The 18,161-nt window shown below is 29.3% G+C and carries 21 protein-coding genes and 3 pseudogenes; all 24 read left to right on the top strand.

All coding sequences use genetic code 11. From position 1 onward, the window contains the following. The first annotated feature begins 2 nt into the window (after nt 1–2). Complete coding sequence (gene DarG, locus JJC03_RS01615) at nt 3–407, top strand: flexirubin biosynthesis protein DarG (RefSeq protein WP_088398315.1); 405 nt, start codon at nt 3–5, stop codon at nt 405–407. Beyond that, on the top strand, nt 407–1,387 hold the full coding sequence (darH, locus tag JJC03_RS01610) for a BtrH-related acyltransferase DarH (RefSeq protein WP_235873867.1): 981 nt from the start codon (nt 407–409) through the stop codon (nt 1,385–1,387). The genes DarG and darH overlap by 1 nt, the downstream gene beginning before the upstream one ends. A 20-nt stretch (nt 1,388–1,407) precedes the next feature. Then, nucleotides 1,408–2,162, top strand: a pseudogene (locus JJC03_RS01605) (ABC transporter ATP-binding protein). Continuing rightward, nucleotides 2,155–3,435 carry an ABC transporter permease gene (locus tag JJC03_RS01600; protein WP_088444469.1) on the top strand — a complete coding sequence of 427 codons (1,281 nt, stop codon included), beginning with the start codon at nt 2,155–2,157 and terminating at the stop codon, nt 3,433–3,435. The pseudogene JJC03_RS01605 and the gene JJC03_RS01600 overlap by 8 nt, the downstream one beginning before the upstream one ends. Further along, on the top strand, nt 3,410–3,859 hold the full coding sequence (locus JJC03_RS01595; protein ID WP_235873866.1) for an acyl-CoA thioesterase: 450 nt from the start codon (nt 3,410–3,412) through the stop codon (nt 3,857–3,859). Before JJC03_RS01600 ends, JJC03_RS01595 begins: the two co-directional genes overlap by 26 nt. Before the next feature lies 1 nt (nt 3,860). Next, nucleotides 3,861–4,976 carry a beta-ketoacyl-[acyl-carrier-protein] synthase family protein gene (locus JJC03_RS01590; protein WP_235873865.1) on the top strand — a complete coding sequence of 372 codons (1,116 nt, stop codon included), beginning with the start codon at nt 3,861–3,863 and terminating at the stop codon, nt 4,974–4,976. 2 nt (nt 4,977–4,978) lie between these two features. Further along, nucleotides 4,979–5,593, top strand: a complete 615-nt coding sequence (locus tag JJC03_RS01585) for a 3-oxoacyl-ACP synthase (protein WP_088444467.1) — start codon at nt 4,979–4,981, stop codon at nt 5,591–5,593. A 1-nt stretch (nt 5,594) separates the two neighbouring features. Next, nucleotides 5,595–5,852 carry a phosphopantetheine-binding protein gene (locus JJC03_RS01580; protein WP_088398322.1) on the top strand — a complete coding sequence of 86 codons (258 nt, stop codon included), beginning with the start codon at nt 5,595–5,597 and terminating at the stop codon, nt 5,850–5,852. 78 nt (nt 5,853–5,930) lie between these two features. Then, a complete protein-coding gene (locus tag JJC03_RS01575; RefSeq protein WP_088398323.1) occupies nt 5,931–7,124 on the top strand; it encodes a beta-ketoacyl-[acyl-carrier-protein] synthase family protein in 1,194 nt (397 codons plus the stop codon). Between the two features lie 4 nt (nt 7,125–7,128). Beyond that, a complete protein-coding gene (locus JJC03_RS18540; protein ID WP_309597721.1) occupies nt 7,129–7,710 on the top strand; it encodes a beta-ketoacyl synthase chain length factor in 582 nt (193 codons plus the stop codon). A gap of 145 nt (nt 7,711–7,855) precedes the next feature. Beyond that, nucleotides 7,856–8,188 carry a hypothetical protein gene (locus tag JJC03_RS18535; RefSeq protein ID WP_309597720.1) on the top strand — a complete coding sequence of 111 codons (333 nt, stop codon included), beginning with the start codon at nt 7,856–7,858 and terminating at the stop codon, nt 8,186–8,188. A gap of 35 nt (nt 8,189–8,223) precedes the next feature. Then, nucleotides 8,224–8,688 carry a polysaccharide deacetylase family protein gene (locus tag JJC03_RS17155; RefSeq protein WP_258932079.1) on the top strand — a complete coding sequence of 155 codons (465 nt, stop codon included), beginning with the start codon at nt 8,224–8,226 and terminating at the stop codon, nt 8,686–8,688. A 53-nt stretch (nt 8,689–8,741) separates the two neighbouring features. After that, entirely contained in the window at nt 8,742–8,927 is a 186-nt protein-coding gene (locus tag JJC03_RS17150; RefSeq protein WP_258932078.1) for a polysaccharide deacetylase family protein, read from the top strand. Between the two features lie 15 nt (nt 8,928–8,942). Next, a complete protein-coding gene (gene lolA2, locus JJC03_RS01560) occupies nt 8,943–9,566 on the top strand; it encodes a flexirubin biosynthesis/transport protein LolA2 (RefSeq protein ID WP_235873864.1) in 624 nt (207 codons plus the stop codon). Then, on the top strand, nt 9,532–10,164 hold the full coding sequence (lolB2, locus tag JJC03_RS01555) for a flexirubin biosynthesis protein LolB2 (protein ID WP_103714624.1): 633 nt from the start codon (nt 9,532–9,534) through the stop codon (nt 10,162–10,164). Before lolA2 ends, lolB2 begins: the two co-directional genes overlap by 35 nt. Before the next feature lie 5 nt (nt 10,165–10,169). Continuing rightward, entirely contained in the window at nt 10,170–10,835 is a 666-nt protein-coding gene (locus JJC03_RS01550) for an outer membrane beta-barrel protein (RefSeq protein ID WP_088398352.1), read from the top strand. 3 nt (nt 10,836–10,838) lie between these two features. Continuing rightward, nucleotides 10,839–11,210, top strand: a complete 372-nt coding sequence (locus JJC03_RS01545; RefSeq protein WP_235873863.1) for an ApeI family dehydratase — start codon at nt 10,839–10,841, stop codon at nt 11,208–11,210. 310 nt (nt 11,211–11,520) lie between these two features. Further along, a complete protein-coding gene (locus JJC03_RS01540) occupies nt 11,521–11,769 on the top strand; it encodes a hypothetical protein (RefSeq protein ID WP_235873862.1) in 249 nt (82 codons plus the stop codon). A 1-nt stretch (nt 11,770) separates the two neighbouring features. After that, nucleotides 11,771–12,951, top strand: a pseudogene (locus JJC03_RS01535) (DUF2062 domain-containing protein). Continuing rightward, entirely contained in the window at nt 12,952–13,194 is a 243-nt protein-coding gene (locus JJC03_RS17145) for a hypothetical protein (RefSeq protein WP_258932077.1), read from the top strand. 29 nt (nt 13,195–13,223) lie between these two features. Further along, entirely contained in the window at nt 13,224–13,517 is a 294-nt protein-coding gene (locus tag JJC03_RS17140; protein WP_258932076.1) for a hypothetical protein, read from the top strand. Beyond that, nucleotides 13,499–15,400 (top strand): MMPL family transporter, encoded by a 1,902-nt coding sequence (locus JJC03_RS17135; RefSeq protein ID WP_258932075.1) that lies wholly within the window; start codon nt 13,499–13,501, stop codon nt 15,398–15,400. The genes JJC03_RS17140 and JJC03_RS17135 overlap by 19 nt, the downstream gene beginning before the upstream one ends. A 110-nt stretch (nt 15,401–15,510) precedes the next feature. Continuing rightward, entirely contained in the window at nt 15,511–16,617 is a 1,107-nt protein-coding gene (locus JJC03_RS17130; protein WP_258932074.1) for a lysophospholipid acyltransferase family protein, read from the top strand. Between the two features lie 6 nt (nt 16,618–16,623). Then, nucleotides 16,624–18,144: pseudogene (locus JJC03_RS01525) on the top strand (phytoene desaturase family protein); the annotation flags it as partial. Nucleotides 18,145–18,161 lie beyond the last annotated feature (17 nt).

Here is an 18,161-nt window from a genome sequence, read left to right as displayed (position 1 = left end):
TAATGAAAAAAGAAGAAGTGCCTCAAGATAAAAGCAATCTTTCTAAACACAATATGAAAGAACTTTGCTATGCAGTAGACCAAGATGGATCTTATACTACCGCTTTAAGTACTGGTTGGGAACCTAAAACTATTGCACTCGAGCATTCCATAGAAGATATTAAAGAACGAGTTGAAGAGGCTAACAAAGCCGTTAAAGAAGGAACTCAAAGTCCAATTGTATATTTTATGGAACTTCACAAAATGGATTGGGTTACACTTGCTGGTTATGTTGACATGTGGACTTGGCGAGTAAAACGACATGCAAAACCATCTGTTTTTAAAAAATTAACCATCAAGCAGTTACAGCGTTATGCAGATGCTTTTGAAATAACAGTTGAAGAATTAAAAACTTTTAGAGGGATATAATGGAGATTCTTTTTACACATCATCAATCGGCTCATTGTGAAAATGGTGTAGCATCTAATTTACTAAAGTTTAATGGGATTAATTTAAGTGAACCCATGGTTTTTGGTATTGGCTCAGGTTTATTCTTCTTTTATTTCCCTATGTTAAAAGTGAATCATGCACCTGCTATTAGTTATAGACCAATGCCTGGAAGTATTTTTAATAAAGCAGCTAAAAGATTAGGAATAAAGGTAAAGAGAACTCGTTTTTCAACCTCTAAAAAAGCACAAGAAGCACTAGATCTTAATTTAAAAAATAATATTCCTACTGGATTACAAGTAGGGGTATATAATTTAACTTACTTCCCTGATGAATATCGTTTTCATTTTAATGCCCATAACCTAGTGGTATATGGAAAAGAAGATCAGACATATTTAATTAGTGACCCCGTTATGGAAACAGTCACAACTTTAAGTGAAAAAGAGTTAGAAAAAGTACGCTTTTCAAAAGGAGCTTTGGCTCCTAAAGGGCACATGTATTATCCCATAAACATACCTACTCAATTACATTTAGAATCAGCAATAGTAAAAGGAATTAAGAATACTTGCAAAGATATGTTAGCACCATTACCACTTATAGGAGTTGCAGGTATGCGTCGTTTAGCTAAGCATATTCGAATATGGCCGAGTAAAAGAGGAGTAAAAGTTACTAATCATTACTTAGCCCAAATGGTACGTATGCAAGAAGAAATTGGTACAGGAGGTGGTGGATTTCGATTCATTTATGCAGCATTTTTACAAGAAGCTTCCCTTATTTTAAATAATCCGTCGTTAGCAGAATTATCAGTTCAGATGACAACTATAGGAGATAAATGGAGAGATTTTGCAGTAATGGCAGCAAGAGTTTACAAAAAAAGAAGCAATCAACATGATGTATACAATGCTTTGGCTGATGAATTAGAATCATTAGCTCAGCTAGAAGAAAATTTTTTTAAAAATTAAAAAAGCAGTGTAATTCATAAATGAATAACAATATCATACATATTACCAAGCTTTATAAACAATATAAAGGAACTGATTTTTTTCAGTAAATGATCTAAATTTATCAATTACCGAAAATGATGTTTTTGGACTTTTAGGGCCTAATGGAGCAGGTAAAACAACCTTAATTTCAATGCTATGTGGTTTAGTAAAACCCACTTCAGGTACTTTTAGTATTGATGGATTAACCTATTCAAATGATGCTAGAAAAATTAAGCAACGTATAGGGGTAGTACCACAAGAATATGCCTTGTATCCAACCTTAACAGCTCGTGAAAACTTATTATATTTTGGGAGTATGTTAGGACTGAAAGGAAATGAGCTTAAAACAAAAGTAGACGCGTTATTAGAACATCTCGGTTTGTTGAAGTTTGCACACAAACGTGTTGAAACCTTTTCAGGAGGTATGAAAAGAAGAGTTAATTTGATAGCTGGTATTTTGCATAATCCTAAAGTGCTATTTTTAGATGAACCTACTGTGGGAGTTGATGTACAGTCTAAAAATGTTATTATAAATTTTTTAAAAGAGTTAAACGAAAAGGGAACCACTATCATTTACACCTCTCACCATTTGACCGAAGCACAAGATTTTTGTAATAAAATTGCAATTATAGATAAAGGTACAATTTTTGCAGAAGGAACACCTCATGAATTAATCCAAAAAACACCAGGAGCCTATAATTTAGAAGATGTTTTTATTGCTTTAACAGGAAAAGAATTAAGAGACAATGCATAAACTTTGGATGTCTATATACAAAGAAATAATTTTACTAAAACGTGATTTTGGCGGTTTAGTAATCTTATTTGTAATGCCTTTAGTATTAATTGTTACGATTACACTCATTCAAAATGAGGCATTTAAAACTGTTTCAGATGCTAAAATTCCTATCTTATTAGTAGATTCAGATCATGGAACTATCGCTAAAACTATAATTAAAAGTTTAGGCAAAAATGGCGTTTTAGAAGTAATAACTCAAAGAGAAGGGCATCAATTAAATGAAGAAAAAGCTAAGGAACTAGTTTTTCAAGGAAAATATCAATTAGCAATAGTAGTCCCAAAAAACCTAAGTAAAGATTTACAAGCTAAGGTAAAGCAGAATGTAGAAAAAATACTCAATAGTTTTGGAGTAGCAGAGGAATCAGATATACAAAATCAAAAAAATATTAATTCAAAAGAAATTAAATTATATTTTGATCCTGCTTCACAATTAAGTTTCAAAAATAGTATAAAAAATGCCATTGATAAAATGGTAGCAACTATTGAAAATCAAACCATTTATGCTTCTTTTCAAGAACAAATGGGAGAAAATGATCAAACTATCTTTCAACAAAAAAGCTTTATTACATACAAAGAAATAATCCCAAGAATAAATAACAAAGAATTAATTCCTAATTCCGTACAACATAATGTTCCTGCTTGGACATTGTTTGCAATATTTTTCATAGTAGTTCCTTTATCAATCAATATAGTAAAAGAAAAAAATCAAGGAACATTTATAAGATTAATTACAAATCCAGTTTCCTATAGTACCGTTATATTAGGAAAAACTATTACTTATTTAATTATTTGCATTATTCAATTTTGGTTGATGATGCTTGTAGGTCTATATATATTTCCTTATTTAGGATTACCTCAATTAGATATAAGTGGTCGTTTCTTATTAATGAATCTCGTTGCGATTTCTGCAGGTTTAGCAGCAATAGGATTTGGAATTTTACTCGGAACTATTGCTACTACACAAGAACAGTCAGCACCATTTGGAGCTACTTCAGTAGTTATTTTAGCAGCTATAGGAGGTGTTTGGGTTCCAGTTTTTGCTATGCCTAAAATAATGCAATATGTGTCCTATATTTCACCTATGAATTGGGGATTAAATGCTTTTTATGATGTGCTTTTGAGAAATACAGGATTATGGTCTATTCTACCTAATTTAATTCTTTTGGTATTATTTTTTGTTTTAACTATTACGATAGCTATTGTTTATGATAAAAAGAAAAGAGCTGTGTAAAGAAATTTCAGAGCTAACCGTAGCTCATGATATACGGATTCGATTTAATGAGACAGATCCATTAGGAATCGTCTGGCACGGATATTATATTACTTATTTTGAGGATGGAAGAGAAGCCTTCGGTCGTCAGCATGGAATTTCTTATTTAGATGTTCAAGCTAATGGTTACACAACACCTATCGTAAAATCATCATGTGAACATAAATTATCATTACGATACGGAGATGTGGCTAGAATAGAAACAACCTTTGTTGATACCCCAGCAGCCAAAATGATTTTTAGATATAAAATTTTTGATAACAATAATACTATCGTTTGTACAGGAGAAACAGTACAAGTTTTTCTTGATACTAATGGAGATTTATCATTAAGTCTTCCTTCTTTTTTTGAGGATTGGAAACGAAAATGTGGTTTAATAGAATAAAATGAAACGTTGTTATATAACAAGAACCAATTGCATTACCCCCTTAGGTAATTCCGTCGCTAAAAATTGGTTAGCTATACAGTCTGGCCAATCTGGTATAAAAAAACATTCTAAATTTGGAATGTTAAAAGGTTTCTACGCAGCCATTATACCAGATCACTTTGTGGATCAGACAATAGAAGTCACTTCTAAAATTGAACGTATCTTGATTCAAGTATTACAACCCATTTTAGACGTAAATAAAATAACAGAAAAAACCGCTTTGATTTTTTCTACAACAAAAGGAGATATTATTCAATTAAAAGACCCTTTAAATAATATTAGTAATGCTTTTTTGAGTACTTTGGCGAAAAAAACAGCTGATTTTTTTGGTTTTCAAACAGAACCTATAGTTGTTTCTAATGCTTGTGTTTCTGGAATATTAGCTATTTCCGTCGCAAAACGCCTTATACAAGGAGGCTTATATGACAACGCATATATAGTAGCAGCAGATGAAGTTACTGAATTTGTGTTATCAGGATTTAATTCCTTTCAAGCAATGAGCGATCTGCCATGTAAACCATATGATGCTCATAGAACAGGTGTAACATTAGGAGAAGCAGCAGCAGCAGTTTATATGACCTCTTTAAAAGAAGAAGTACAAACAAATGATTTTGAAGTACTAGGAGAAGGAGCTATAAACGATGCCAATCATATATCAGGACCTTCTCGTACAGGAGAAGGACTTTATAGAAGTATAGCGTCTGCATTAAAAGAAGCAGCTATTATAAATAGTTCTGTAGATCTTATTTCTGCTCATGGAACAGCAACCCCTTACAATGATGAAATGGAAGCAATTGCGTTTAATCGACTAGGTTTGCAAAATAAACCTATAAATAGCTTAAAAGGATATTATGGTCATACATTAGGAGCTTCAGGACTATTAGAAACAGTAATGACTCTTGAAAGCGCTAAACATAATATATTAATAGTTTCAAAAGGATACGAAACGTGTGGTGTAAGTCAGCCTATTAATATTATTAGTGAGCCATTAGAGATGCCTGTTGATATCATATTAAAAACAGCATCAGGTTTTGGTGGATGTAATACCGCTGTAGTTTTTAAAAAAATAAAGTAATTTTGGAGTCTAAATTATACATAAATGAAGTTTGTACGATTACATCAGAAGCATTGGTTGTAAACGGACAAACCCTAATGATTAACGATCAAAGCTCGTTTGTAGAATTTGCAAAAAAAATCTATAAAAAATATGAAGTAAATTATCCTAAATTTTTTAAAATGGATAATTTAAGTAAGTTAGCTTTTCTCGCATCTGAAATGATTTTAGGAAACAAACTTGAAAATGATGAACAAACTAATATCGCTATTGTTTTTGCAAATCAATCAGCAAGCTTAGATACAGATGTTAAATATCAAGCATCTATTATGGATCAAGAAAAATATTTTCCTAGTCCAGCTGTTTTTGTTTATACTTTACCTAATATATGTATAGGAGAGATAAGTATTAAACATAAACTAAATTCAGAAAATGCTTTTTTTGTTTTTGATCAATTTCAAGCATCATTTATGTACACATATGCAGAACAACTCATAAAAACAGGAAAAGCAGATAAAGTACTCTGTGGATGGGTAGAATTATTTCAGGAAAACTACAAAGCAGTAGTTTATTTAGTTGATAAAAATAACAAAGGTGTTGCGCACCAAATTGAGAATATAAATCAAATTTTTAATTAAAATGGAAGCATTAAAAGGAGAACTAAAAGCTAAGATTATTGAAGTATTAAACTTAGAAGATATAGCGATAGAAGATATTCAAGATAACGATCCTTTATTCGGAGATGGTTTAGGTCTAGATTCAATTGACGCATTAGAATTAATTGTTTTGCTAGATAAAGAATATGGGATAAAATTGACAGATCCTAAAGAAGGTAAAACTATTTTTGCTTCAGTAGAAACAATGGCCGAATTTATTGCAAAGAATAGAACAAAATAATTTCTTAGGCTGTTTGAATTCGTTTTGAACAGCCTTTTTTAAGCTTCTTTTTAATCAATCATAATAACTTTTGTTTAAATGAAAATTGCTATAACAGGTATGGGGATAATCTCTTCTATAGGAAATACCGTAGAAGAAAATTATCAAGCACTTTTAAATAAAAAAACAGGGATTTCTCAAATTGAAAATTTTGATACTTTTCATAAAGAAGTGATCAAAGTAGGTGAAATAAAATTGAGCAATGAACAATTATCTAAAATGTTAGGCTTGCCTGAAGATAATAATTTTTCTCGTACAGCCATGCTAGGTGCTTACGCTGCTAAAGAAGCAATTCAAAACGCAAATATTTTAGATGTTAATGCGTACAAAACTGGTCTTATTTCAGCAACTAGCGTAGGAGGTATGGATATGACTGAAAGATATTATTATGAATATTTTGAAAATCCAGCATTGTGGCAGTATATAAAAGCACATGATGCAGGGCATTCAACTCATAAAATAGCAGATTATATTGGACTAAAAGGATTTGTTTCTACTGTAAGTACAGCTTGTTCGTCAGCAGCAAATGCTATCATGTTAGGAGCTCGTATGATTGCGTCAGGTCAATTAGATCGTGTTATTGTAGGAGGTACAGATGCTATGTCAAAATTTACAATAAATGGTTTTAAAACACTTATGATCCTTTCTGATACCTATAATACTCCTTTTGATGATCAACGAAAAGGATTAAACTTAGGAGAAGCAGCAGCTTTTATTGTCTTAGAATCAGATAAATTAATAGAAAAAACAGGTAAGCAAGTTCTAGCTTATCTAACAGGATTTGGTAATGCGAATGATGCTTATCACCAAACCGCTTCTTCTGAAAATGGAGAAGGGGCTTTTTTAGCCATGCAAAAAGCGTTTAAAATAGCAGACATTCAACCAGATAAGATTGACTATATAAACGTACATGGTACAGCCACTCCTAATAATGATTTATCAGAAGGTAGAGCAATAATAAGAGCTTTTGAAGGATATCATATACCAGAATTTAGTTCTACTAAAGCTTTTACAGGACATACATTAGCAGCAGCAGCAGCTATTGAAGCTGTATATAGCATTCTTGCCCTTCAAAAAAATAAAGTATTCCCAAATTTAAATTTTAAAACCCCAATGAAAGAATTTGATTTAATTCCTCAAACGGAATTAAAAGACAAAGAAATTAATTATGTTTTATCAAACTCATTTGGTTTTGGAGGAAATTGTTCAACCCTGATTTTTTCAAAAAAATAACGAAATGAAAACCTGTTATATAAATGGTATAGGAAGTGTTTCAGCCCAAAAAACATATGAAGGCAACTTTTTAACTGAAATAGCAATTGATGAAAATCAAAATGTGTTATTTGCAGTCCAGCCCTCCTATAAAGAAATGATCCCTCCTGCAATGATTAGAAGGATGGCAAAAGGAGTAAAAATGGGAATTTATGCTTCTAATAAAGCTCTAGAAGAGGCAGAAGTTACTTGTCCTGACGCAATTATTACAGGAACAGGTATGGGATGTATAGAAGATTCCGAAAAATTCTTAAAAGCAATTATTGATAATCAAGAACAATTCTTAACACCAACCTCATTTATTCAATCTACCCACAACACAGTGGCGGGGCAAATAGCTTTAGGGTTACAATGCAAAAGTTATAATTTTACTTATGTTAATGGGGCAATATCGTTTGAAACGGCTCTATTAGATGGAAAAATGCAAATTGAAACAGGAGAAGCACAGTCTGTTCTAGTGGGAGGAGTAGATGAAACCTCATCTCATACATTAGATCTCTTTAAGCTAGTAAATATCATAAAAAAGAAGAAGAAAAACCCTTTTTAATAAAGAAATCAAAAACAAGCGGTGTTGTTTTTAGTGAAGGAGCTTCTTTTTTACCCTTTCAAATGAATACAAAAAGTCAACCTATGCAAGGTTAGAAGCTATAACGATACAAAACACCTTAGATGAAGAAAAAGTTCAAGATTTTGTGAACGAATTTATTTTACAACAAAAATTAACTTTAGATGCTATTGATATTGTAATTTTAGGATATAATGGTGATGTAAATTATGATAGGTTTTATGATAACATAGCTTCTTTATTCTACTCTACATCACAGTTGTATTACAAAAATGTATCAGGTGAATACAATACAGCCTCAGCTTTTGGTTTATGGATAGCCTCTCAATTAATTAAAAAACAATTTGTTCCTGAAATTATTCAATGGAATGATATAAAACCTACGTCCTTCAAACGAGTGTTATTATATAATCAATATCAAGGAAGAGATCATAGTTTATTACTACTTTCACAATGTTAAAACATAAATATATTAGCTTTTTATTCTTTCTTTTAATGTCACTATTCATATATTGGCAATTATCATGGTGGGCTTATATTATTTTACTACTAATACACCTTGGGGTTACTACTTGGGGGGTGTTTGATGTACGATTGAAATATTTTATGCCAATTATCAATAATTTCGGAACGAATGAAAAAGCAATAGCGCTAACTTTTGATGATGGACCGACAGAATTTACTCCCCAAGTACTAGATCTATTGAAACAATATCAAATGAAAGCTACTTTTTTTTGTATTGGCAAACAATTAGAACAATATCCAGAAATAGCAGAAAGAATTGTAGCAGAAGGACATTTAATAGCAAATCATACCTATTCACATTCAAATCAAACAGGTTTTTGGGGAAAGAAAAAATTATTAGAAGAGTTTAGTAAGACTGATCAACTACTAGAAAGAATTACCCAAAAAAAAAATAAATTTTTAGACCTCCTTTTGGCGTTACTAACCCGCATATAGCAGGAGCAGTTCGTGAGAAAAAATATCAAGTTATAGGATGGAGTATTCGCTCTTTGGATACCGTTATAGAAGACGAAAATTTAATTTTTGATAGGATTACTTCTAAATTAACAAAAGGGAAAATTATATTACTTCACGATATTTCACAAAAAACTATAAATATTTTGGCACGATTGTTGTTATTGTTGAAGCAAAATGAATATGTAACCCTTACTATAGAGGAATTTCAAAAGCAATAATTATAAAAAAGTATAATGATAAAAGAAAATATACTACTAGTATTAGCTTGCTTGTTCTTTCAGCTCTCTTGGGCGCAAGAACAAAGAATGACAGATTCAGAAGTTGTAAATTTTAAGAGTTTAGTAGAAAAAGAAAATAAAAATATTAAAACAATAAAAACAGATTTTGTACAATATAAACATTTAGATTTTTTGTCAAAAGATATTGAAAGTACAGGGAAGATGTATTTTAAGTTGTCTAATCTATTAAATTGGCAATATAATAAACCATACCAGTATAGTATTGTTTTTAAAAACAATAAGGTTTTTATAAACGATCAAGGTAAAAAGAGTACAGTTGATGGGAAACTGTTTGAGAAAATTAATAAAATGATTATTGGTAGTATAAGTGGAAATATGTTTGATGATAAAGAATTTATAATTTCTTACTTTAAAACAAAAGACGCTTACGTAGTAAAATTAGTATCAAAAACAAATCAAGTAAAAAAGTACATCAAGCAAATTGAATTAACATTTGAGAAAGAAGATCCAAGTGTTTCTCAAGTAAAATTGATAGAACCTTCTGAAGATTTTACAAAGATAATATTTAAAAACAAGCAAGTGAATGCAAAGTTTAGTGACGAAGTTTTTGATAATTAGTGTGCTAACCCTTTTTTTTCAAAGTTGTAAGCTATATGAGCCTCTTTCAGATGGGAAAGTACAATTAAACGAACAAATAGTTGTAAATCCATATTTTGCTAATCCTGATTTGGATTATGTGTACAAAGCCCAAATAGAGGTCTATGGACATGATTTAAGTGGATTGTTAGTAGTTAAAAAGATAACAGAAAACACTCATAGAGTAGTCATGACTACTGATTTTGGAAATAAATTAATAGATTTTACTATTAATCAACATAACACAAAAGTTAATTATGTAGTAGAAGATCTAAATAAAAAAATTATATTAAAAATATTAGCTAATGATCTTAAATTATTGATTCAAGAAAAATATATAGCTAAAATAGAAAGAAAGAATGCTGAGGTAAAGGTTTTAGAAGTTGATGAAGAGGCAGTAAAAAATTATTTCTATTTTAAAAATGATACAAATCAATTAATTAAAATAATACAATCCTCTAAGAGGAAGGCAAAATTTGCAATAACTTTTGAATCTAAAATTACTAATTTTGCTGAACAAATTTTTTTAGAACACTATAATTTAAATATAAATATAAAATTAAAACAAATAATTAAATAATGAATATGAAAAGAATATTTGTAGCATTAGCTTTATTTTTAGCAGGCGTAAGTGGCGTTCAAGCCCAAGTAACTTTCAATCCTATCGTACGTGGAGGATTAAATGTATCACGTTTTACAAATGGAGAACCAGATTATCAATATACATATGATTACAATGCTGCTGGACAAGCTGTTAAAATTCAAAGTGAGAATCTTTTCTCCTCAACAACAAACTTTTATGTAGGTCTTGCAGGTGCATTAAAATTTAATAAACTTTATACTTTACAGCCAGAGCTTAACTATTCAGCACAAGGAACTAGAGCAAAATTATTTTATAATCCTTTTACTAACGCGGTAGAATACGGAGATTTAAAAGTTTCTTATCTTGGAGCTCAAGTTATAAATAAATTTAATTTTAAAAAGTTTAACGTACATGTAGGTCCTGGATTAGATTTCATTACAAGTAAAAACTTTAAAGTTGAAAATGATGTAGATTTAACACTTTCTTTAGGTGCGGGGTATGATATTACCAAAAATTTTGGTGTAGAAGCTAGATTTAAAGTAGGAGTAGCTCCTGTTCTTCAAACAACACATTATTCATACTCAGGAAACTCTAGCTATTCAAAAACTGAAAATCATACAAATGCACTTTTCTCTTTTGGAGCCTATTATAAATTTGATATAAAATAATAAATGCTTTTAAACGATTTTTATAGTGTTAATCAGTTAGATCAATTAGCAGACAATAAGTATCTAGTAAAAGTGATTTTAAACCCACTTCATGCTATTTTTAAAGGACATTTTCCAGGAAATCCAGTAACTCCAGGAGTTTGTATGATGCAAATCATTAAAGAACTTTTAGAGAAAATTTTAGATACTGAATTGCGAATGATAAGCTCTTCAAATGTTAAATTTATGGCTATCATTAATCCAGAAATAAATCCTGAACTCGTTTTAGAATTAGATCTATCAGGAGATTTAGATTCCGAAATAAAGGTAAAAAATACAACAAAGTTTAGTGATACTGTTGCATTAAAATTGACAAACACATATCGTAAAGCTTAAAATAAATTTTTATCGACTTAAGTTTAGTTTGTATTTTTGCAAACTACTTAAGTCGTTTTTTATTTTAATAAAAATTCTATGAACTCGATCCTGATTTTTTTATTAGTTTTTTTACTCTGTTATTTCAGAATACTTTGGATTTGCGTAATCAATATGAATATGCCTCGAAATCAAAAAATAATACTGAAAAATTTTATGAATTGATTCAAAAGTAAATGGAGATTCCCCCGTTATTATAGCTTATAAGGGAGCTGCTATTTTATTAAAATCACGTTTTGTAACCAATAAAGAAGAGCGTAAAGAACAATTTATGTTAGGTGTAAAAACAGTTGAACAAGCAGTAGCTAAGGATGCAAATAGTGTAGAGATTCGTTTAATCAGATTAAGCATTCAGGAACATACCCCTAAATTTTTAAAGTATAAAAGTAATATTGAAGAAGATAAAAAAATTATATTACTGGGATTTAACAAACAAAATTCAGGGTTGAAAGAATATATTCAAAGGTATGTGTTTCAATCTAAGGTGTTTACAGATTTTGAAAAATCTAAATTAAATTAAGATGAACATAAATTTATCCCTATCTGAGCGTATAGATAATTTAAAATTGTGTGTTATTATTCCAACATACAATAATCAAAAGACACTCAAGAGAGTGATAGATGGAGTCTTAAACATAACTCCAAAACTTATTGTTGTAAACGATGGTTCTACAGATAGTACGCAATCTATTCTAGAAGCTTATAAAGAAACTATTACAGTAGTACATTTGCCAAAAAACAAAGGGAAAGGAAATGCTTTAAAAAAAGGATTTAGAAAAGCATTAGAATTAGGTTTTGATTATTCTATAACAATTGATTCAGATGGACAACATTATCCAGAAGATATTGAAGTTTTTATAAAAGCATTAGAGCAGTCAAGTCAGCCAGTTCTATTTATTGGAAGCCGAAATATGAATCATGATTCAGTGCCCAAAAAAAGTAGTTTTGGTAATCAATTTTCTAGTTTTTGGTTTTGGTTTGAAACAGGTATTCAGTTAAATGATACCCAATCAGGTTATAGATTATATCCTCTTTATGCTATTCCTGAAAAATTTTTTACTAACAAATTTGAATTTGAAATAGAAATCATTGTTCGCACAGCATGGAAAGGTATTGCTGTAAAGAATGTTCCAATTCAAGTTTTATATGATCCAGCAGAAAGGGTTTCTCATTTTAGACCGTTTATTGATTTTACTCGTATTAGTATTTTAAATACAATCTTAGTTTTAATCCTTTTTATATATATCAAGCCTAGGGATTTTTTACGAAATTTTAAAAAAAAAAGTTTTAAAACATTTTTGAAAGAAGATTTTTTTCTACTCAAGATTCCGTTGCTAAAAAATCACAATCTATAGCATTAGGCGTTTTTTGTGGTATCGCTCCTTTTTGGGGATTTCAAACAGCCATTGTTATTACTATTGCAGTATTATTCAAGTTAAATAAAACATTAGCTTTTGCTTTTTCAAATGTTAGCATTCCTCCTATGATTCCTATAATTATTTATGGTTCATTAAAAATAGGAAGCTTTTTTGTAGAAAAAGAAATGCCTTTTCATATAGTTAATACTTTTGATTTTTCACAACTAAAAGAACACCTTTTTCAATACCTTGTAGGAAGTTTTATTCTAGCATTCATAATGGCTTTTATTTTTGGAGCTGGAAGTTATTTAGTACTTTCGTATCGGGACAATAATAGGGTATAAATGCATCTTTTTTTTATTAAAATTCATGAATTCATTCAAAAGAATCGGATTCTGACTCTTTTGTTATTACTGTTAGTACTCATAACAGTAGGTTTTTTTGCTTTTCAAATAAAATTTGAAGAAGATATCACACGAATTTTGCCAAAAAATAATAAAGGAGATATAACATCTAAAGTTATTAAGCAATTAAAATTTGCAGATAAGATTACGGTTATTATTGAAAAAGAAAAAAAGGATCTGTAGAAGATTTAACTCAAGCAGCTAACACTTTTATGGACAGTATTCACTTAATACAGCCTTATATAAAAACAGTACAAGGAACTGTAGCTCAAGAAAATGTTCAACAAGTTTTTGAATTTGTTTATCAAAATCTTCCTTTGTTTTTAGAAGAAAACGATTATAAATTAATCAAACGAAAAACGCAATCAGACAGCATAAAAGTATTGGTTGAAAATAATTATAAATCATTAATTAGTCCATCTGGACTCATTACTCGTGATTTTATAGTAAAAGATCCATTAGGTATTAGTTTTGTTGGATTAAAAAAATGCAAGAACTCGCCATAGGAGACGAGTTCATTATCAAAGAAGGATATTTATTAACTAGAGATCAATCTAAACTACTATTGTTTATTAATCCTCAATACGGAGGAAGTGAAACAGATAAAAATACTCAGTTTGTTGCTTTATTAAAAACAATACAATCCGTTGTAAACAAAGAATTTAAAGGAAAAGTACAACTATCTTATTTTGGTTCTCCAATAATAGCAGTAGCTAATGCTAATCAAATAAAATCTGATATCATTACTACCGTTCTCTTATCTATGGGAACACTTATATTAATTTTGATTTTATTTTTTAGGAAAATTACAATTCCTATTATAATCTTTATCCCTACTATTTTTGGAGTAGTATTTGCTATTGCTAGCCTTTATTTTTTAAGAGATACTATTTCAGCAATTTCATTAAGTGTAGGAGCCGTTTTGTTAGGAGTAACCATTGATTACTCGCTTCATATAATGACACATTATAGGCATAATGCAGATGTAAAACAATTGTATAAAGATACCACTAAACCATTAATAATGAGTAGCTCTACAACAGCAGTTGCTTTTTTATGTTTATTATTTGTAAAATCAGACGCATTAAAAGACTTAGGTATATTTGCTTCTATAAGCGTTATAATATCTGCTTTATTCTCATTAATTATTATTCCTCATTTATATAAACCCCAAAATGATGGATTATCTCACGCGGGAATATTAGATAAACTATCAAAAATACCTTTTGAGAAAAATAAGTTTTTGATTATAGGAACTTTTATATTGCTTTTTGTTAGTTGTTTCACATTTAATAAAGTTACATTTAACAATAATTTAGGAGATCTAAATTTTATTCCAGATGAAATAAGGCAAACAGAAAAAAAATTAGCAGCTTCTACTAGCTTAACCTCAAAAGCCATTTATGTAGTAGCATATGGTACAAATGAGGAGCAAGCCATTGAAGCTAATGCACGATTAAATGATTTTTTAGTTCAGCAAAAGAATCAAAAAAATATTTATAATTATAGTTCATTAGCTGGTTTATTACCTTCAGAGTCAGAACAAATTAATAAGATAAAAAAATGGGAATCTTTTTGGACAAATTCAATTTGTAAAAAAGTAGAAACAGAATTAATTCAAAATGGTAAACGTTTTGGATTTAAACAGGATACTCATGAGGTATTTTATCATACCATTCGTTCTAATAAGTCAATACTTCGATTACAAGATTTGAAGCAATTCCTTCCTGATCTAACAGATGAATATGTTTCTAATTCACCTAATTGGTATACTATAGCTACAATAGTAAAGTTAGATGAAAAACACAAAGAAAAATTAATTAGATCATTTGAACATTTTAAAAATATTGTGGTTATAGATCGTCAACAGTTAAATGAAACTTTTTTAGGAAAACTCAGAGATGATTTTAACAACTTAATTAATTACTCCTTAATAGCAGTAATCTTTATTTTATTTATATTCTTTAAGCGTATAGAGTTAGTTTTAGTCAGTTTATTGCCTATTACTGCTACTGGTTTTGTTACTGCAGGTTTAATGGGACTTTTTAATATTCCACTAAATATATTTAGTACGATAGTTTGTACCTTAATTTTTGGTCATGGAGTAGATTTTACTATTTTTATGACAAGTGCTCTTCAAAAAGAATACACAACAGGTAAAGATGAAATGCCTGCTTATCGTGTTTCTATTATTTTAGCAGCTCTAACAACCATTTTAGCTATTGGAGCTTTAGTTTTTGCTAAACATCCAGCATTAGTTTCTATTTCTTCTGTTTCCTTATTAGGTGTAATTAGTGCATTATTAATAACATTTGTTTTTTATCCAATCATTTTTAAATGGTTGTTTTTTAATCGTCCTAAAAAGGAAAAATCCCGGTTCGATTATTAACTGTTATCATTTCAATAATAGCCTTAACATATTATGCTCTTGGTGGAATTTTATTATCTACATTAGGTAGATTTTTAATGAGTATTTTACCTTTAAAAAAAGAGAGTAAAATGATGTGTTTTAGAAAGATAATGGTACTATTTTTTAGGTCAGTCTTAAACATAAATCCTATTGTCAAAAAGAAAGTTATAAATCCTCATAAAATAGACTTTAGCAAGCAAGCAATTGTTATAGCTAATCACGTATCTGTTTTAGATACTTTAGCTTTTGGAATGTTAACTCATAAGATTGTTTATTTAGTAAATGATTGGGTATACAAATCCCCTATTTTTGGTAAAGCGGTTAAAGCAATGGGATATTACCCTGTTTCTAAAGGAATAGAAGGAGGAATTGAACACTTACGAGAGAAGATTAAGCAAGGATACTCATTGATGATTTTTCCAGAAGGAACTCGTTCTACTGATAATCTTATAAAACGTTTTCATAAAGGAGCTTTTTATTTAGCACAAGAATTTGAATTAGATATTTTACCTGTTTATTTACATGGAAATACAGAAACATCTCCAAAAGGGGATTTTATGATTCATAATGAGAGTATTACAATAGTGGTGGGTAATTATATTTCATATCAAGATAAAAATTTTGGAGAAAATTATATTACTAGAACTAAAAAGATAAATAAATTTTTTAGAGAACAATTTGATACAATTCGACACAAATTGGAAACTGAAGAATTTTTTAAAAAAAAGGTCGTTGATGGATATTTATATAAAGAAGAAGAAGTTTATCAAAGTGTTTTAAATGACTTTTATTTGAACAAAAAGAATTATTATACTTTATTTACAAATATATCAGATGATGCCAAAATCTTACATTTTGCTAATGATTATGGTCAATTAAATGCTATACTTACTTTACAATATCCTAAACGTAAAATACAAACTTTTGTTTATACTTTAGAAAATTTAGAAATTGCTTCTACAAATTATTTGAATAGAATAAGAAATATTGAATACCTTAATTATCAGGATATTTTAAAGCCTTATGATTGTTTATTTATTTCAACTACATGTTTTTCTGAAAATGATTTACGTCCTCATTTTAAGAATGTAAATGAAGTAGTCTTGTTTCAGGCAGATTTATACATTGATTCTCTTTTAAAAAATGGATTTGAACTTTTGTATGAAAAAGATAAAGTTAAAACTTTTAAAAAGTAACTAGGTGAAAAAAAATATGATGTTGTTATTGTAGGGAGTGGGCTAGGAGGCTTAGTTTCTGCAATTATCTTAGCTAAAGAAGGCAAAAAGGTTTGTGTTTTAGAGAAGAATAATCAATATGGTGGCAATTTGCAAACTTTTGTACGAGATAAAACGATTTTTGATACAGGAATCCATTATATAGGAGGTTTATCTAAAGGGCAAAATCTATATAGCTATTTTAAGTATATTGAAATAATGGATCAGCTGAAATTAAAAAAGATGGAAATGAATGCCTATGATTATATCACTTTTGATAATGATCCTAATGAATATCCTCATGCTCAAGGATATGATAATTTTATAAAACAACTCCTCCCTTTTTTCCCAAAAGAAGAAAATGCTTTAAAAGAATATTGCCAAAAATTACAATATACCTGTGATTTATTTCCTTTATACAATTTAAAAATTGGGGAAGGCTATCAACAAGAAATTTTATCTATAAATGCACAACAATATTTTGAAAAACTAACATCAAATGATAAGTTAAAGGCTGTTTTAGCAGGATCAAATTTTCTTTATGCTGGTGTACCTCACAAAACCCCTTTTTACGTACATGCTTTATCTATAAATTCTTATATGCAAAGTGCATGGAGATGTATTAATGGAGGAAGTCAGATAACCAAGCAATTAATAAAGGTAATTCGTAAATACGGAGGAGAAGTTTTTAAGTATCGTGAAGTAAACGGATTTAAAGTAGAAGAAGGAAAGGTTATGTCTGCCTTTACAAAAAGTGGAGAAGAATATTTCGGTGAAATTTTTATTTCTAATATTGAACCTAAAACTACATTAAAATTAATTGGAGAGCAGTATTTTAGAAAATCTTATTTTAAAAGAATTCAAGATTTAGAGGTACAAATAGCTCCTTTTAGTATTTATATTGTTTTTAAACCAGAAACATTTCCTTATTTAAATCATAATTATTATCATTTTAAAGATTACACTCGTATTTGGCAAGCTACTACTTATACCCAAGAATCTTGGCCAGAAAGTTATATGTTATCTATGAATATTGCTTCAGATGGTCAAAAATGGGCGGAAAGTCTTACCGCTATTACCTATATGCGTTTTGAAGAAGTACAACAATGGAGTGAGACTCATAATACAGTTTCTCAAACAGAGGAACGAGGACAAGCATATGAAGTATTTAAAAATAATAAAATTGAAATTTTTTTAAATGAAATAGAGAAAAAATTTCCAAATATTCGATCTTGTATTAAATCCGTTTATGCCTCTACACCGTTATCATACAGAGATTATATAGGTGGACAGAACGGAAATCTTTATGGTTATATAAAAGATTCTAATAATCCTATGTTAACTTTTATCTCACCTAAGACTAAAATTGAGAATTTATACCTTACAGGACAAAGTATTCATATGCACGGAGTATTAGGAGTAACTATAGGTGCTATTGCAACCTGTTCAGAAATAATAGGAGGAGAATATTTAGTTAATAAAATAAATACAGAAATTTCAAATGAATAGATTAAGGGAATACATAT

The sequence above is a fragment of the Flavobacterium oreochromis genome (genome assembly GCF_019565455.1).
Taxonomy (GTDB): domain Bacteria; phylum Bacteroidota; class Bacteroidia; order Flavobacteriales; family Flavobacteriaceae; genus Flavobacterium; species Flavobacterium oreochromis.
Note: the sequence above shows the minus strand (reverse complement) of the source record. Positions and strands in the feature narration are given on the sequence as shown.

Coding starts and splice junctions, on each gene's coding strand:
- JJC03_RS01550 (WP_088398352.1), top strand. CDS start 10,170: ATGAAAAGAATATTTGTAGCATTAGCTTTATTTTTAGCAGGCGTAAGT.
- JJC03_RS17140 (WP_258932076.1), top strand. CDS start 13,224: ATGGACAGTATTCACTTAATACAGCCTTATATAAAAACAGTACAAGGA.
- lolB2 (WP_103714624.1), top strand. CDS start 9,532: ATGCAAAGTTTAGTGACGAAGTTTTTGATAATTAGTGTGCTAACCCTT.
- JJC03_RS17135 (WP_258932075.1), top strand. CDS start 13,499: ATGCAAGAACTCGCCATAGGAGACGAGTTCATTATCAAAGAAGGATAT.
- JJC03_RS01545 (WP_235873863.1), top strand. CDS start 10,839: ATGCTTTTAAACGATTTTTATAGTGTTAATCAGTTAGATCAATTAGCA.
- JJC03_RS01575 (WP_088398323.1), top strand. CDS start 5,931: ATGAAAATTGCTATAACAGGTATGGGGATAATCTCTTCTATAGGAAAT.
- JJC03_RS17145 (WP_258932077.1), top strand. CDS start 12,952: ATGCATCTTTTTTTTATTAAAATTCATGAATTCATTCAAAAGAATCGG.
- JJC03_RS01580 (WP_088398322.1), top strand. CDS start 5,595: ATGGAAGCATTAAAAGGAGAACTAAAAGCTAAGATTATTGAAGTATTA.
- JJC03_RS18540 (WP_309597721.1), top strand. CDS start 7,129: ATGAAAACCTGTTATATAAATGGTATAGGAAGTGTTTCAGCCCAAAAA.
- JJC03_RS01600 (WP_088444469.1), top strand. CDS start 2,155: ATGCATAAACTTTGGATGTCTATATACAAAGAAATAATTTTACTAAAA.
- JJC03_RS17130 (WP_258932074.1), top strand. CDS start 15,511: ATGATGTGTTTTAGAAAGATAATGGTACTATTTTTTAGGTCAGTCTTA.
- JJC03_RS01595 (WP_235873866.1), top strand. CDS start 3,410: ATGATAAAAAGAAAAGAGCTGTGTAAAGAAATTTCAGAGCTAACCGTA.
- darH (WP_235873867.1), top strand. CDS start 407: ATGGAGATTCTTTTTACACATCATCAATCGGCTCATTGTGAAAATGGT.
- lolA2 (WP_235873864.1), top strand. CDS start 8,943: ATGATAAAAGAAAATATACTACTAGTATTAGCTTGCTTGTTCTTTCAG.
- JJC03_RS01590 (WP_235873865.1), top strand. CDS start 3,861: ATGAAACGTTGTTATATAACAAGAACCAATTGCATTACCCCCTTAGGT.
- JJC03_RS17155 (WP_258932079.1), top strand. CDS start 8,224: ATGTCACTATTCATATATTGGCAATTATCATGGTGGGCTTATATTATT.
- JJC03_RS01540 (WP_235873862.1), top strand. CDS start 11,521: ATGTTAGGTGTAAAAACAGTTGAACAAGCAGTAGCTAAGGATGCAAAT.
- DarG (WP_088398315.1), top strand. CDS start 3: ATGAAAAAAGAAGAAGTGCCTCAAGATAAAAGCAATCTTTCTAAACAC.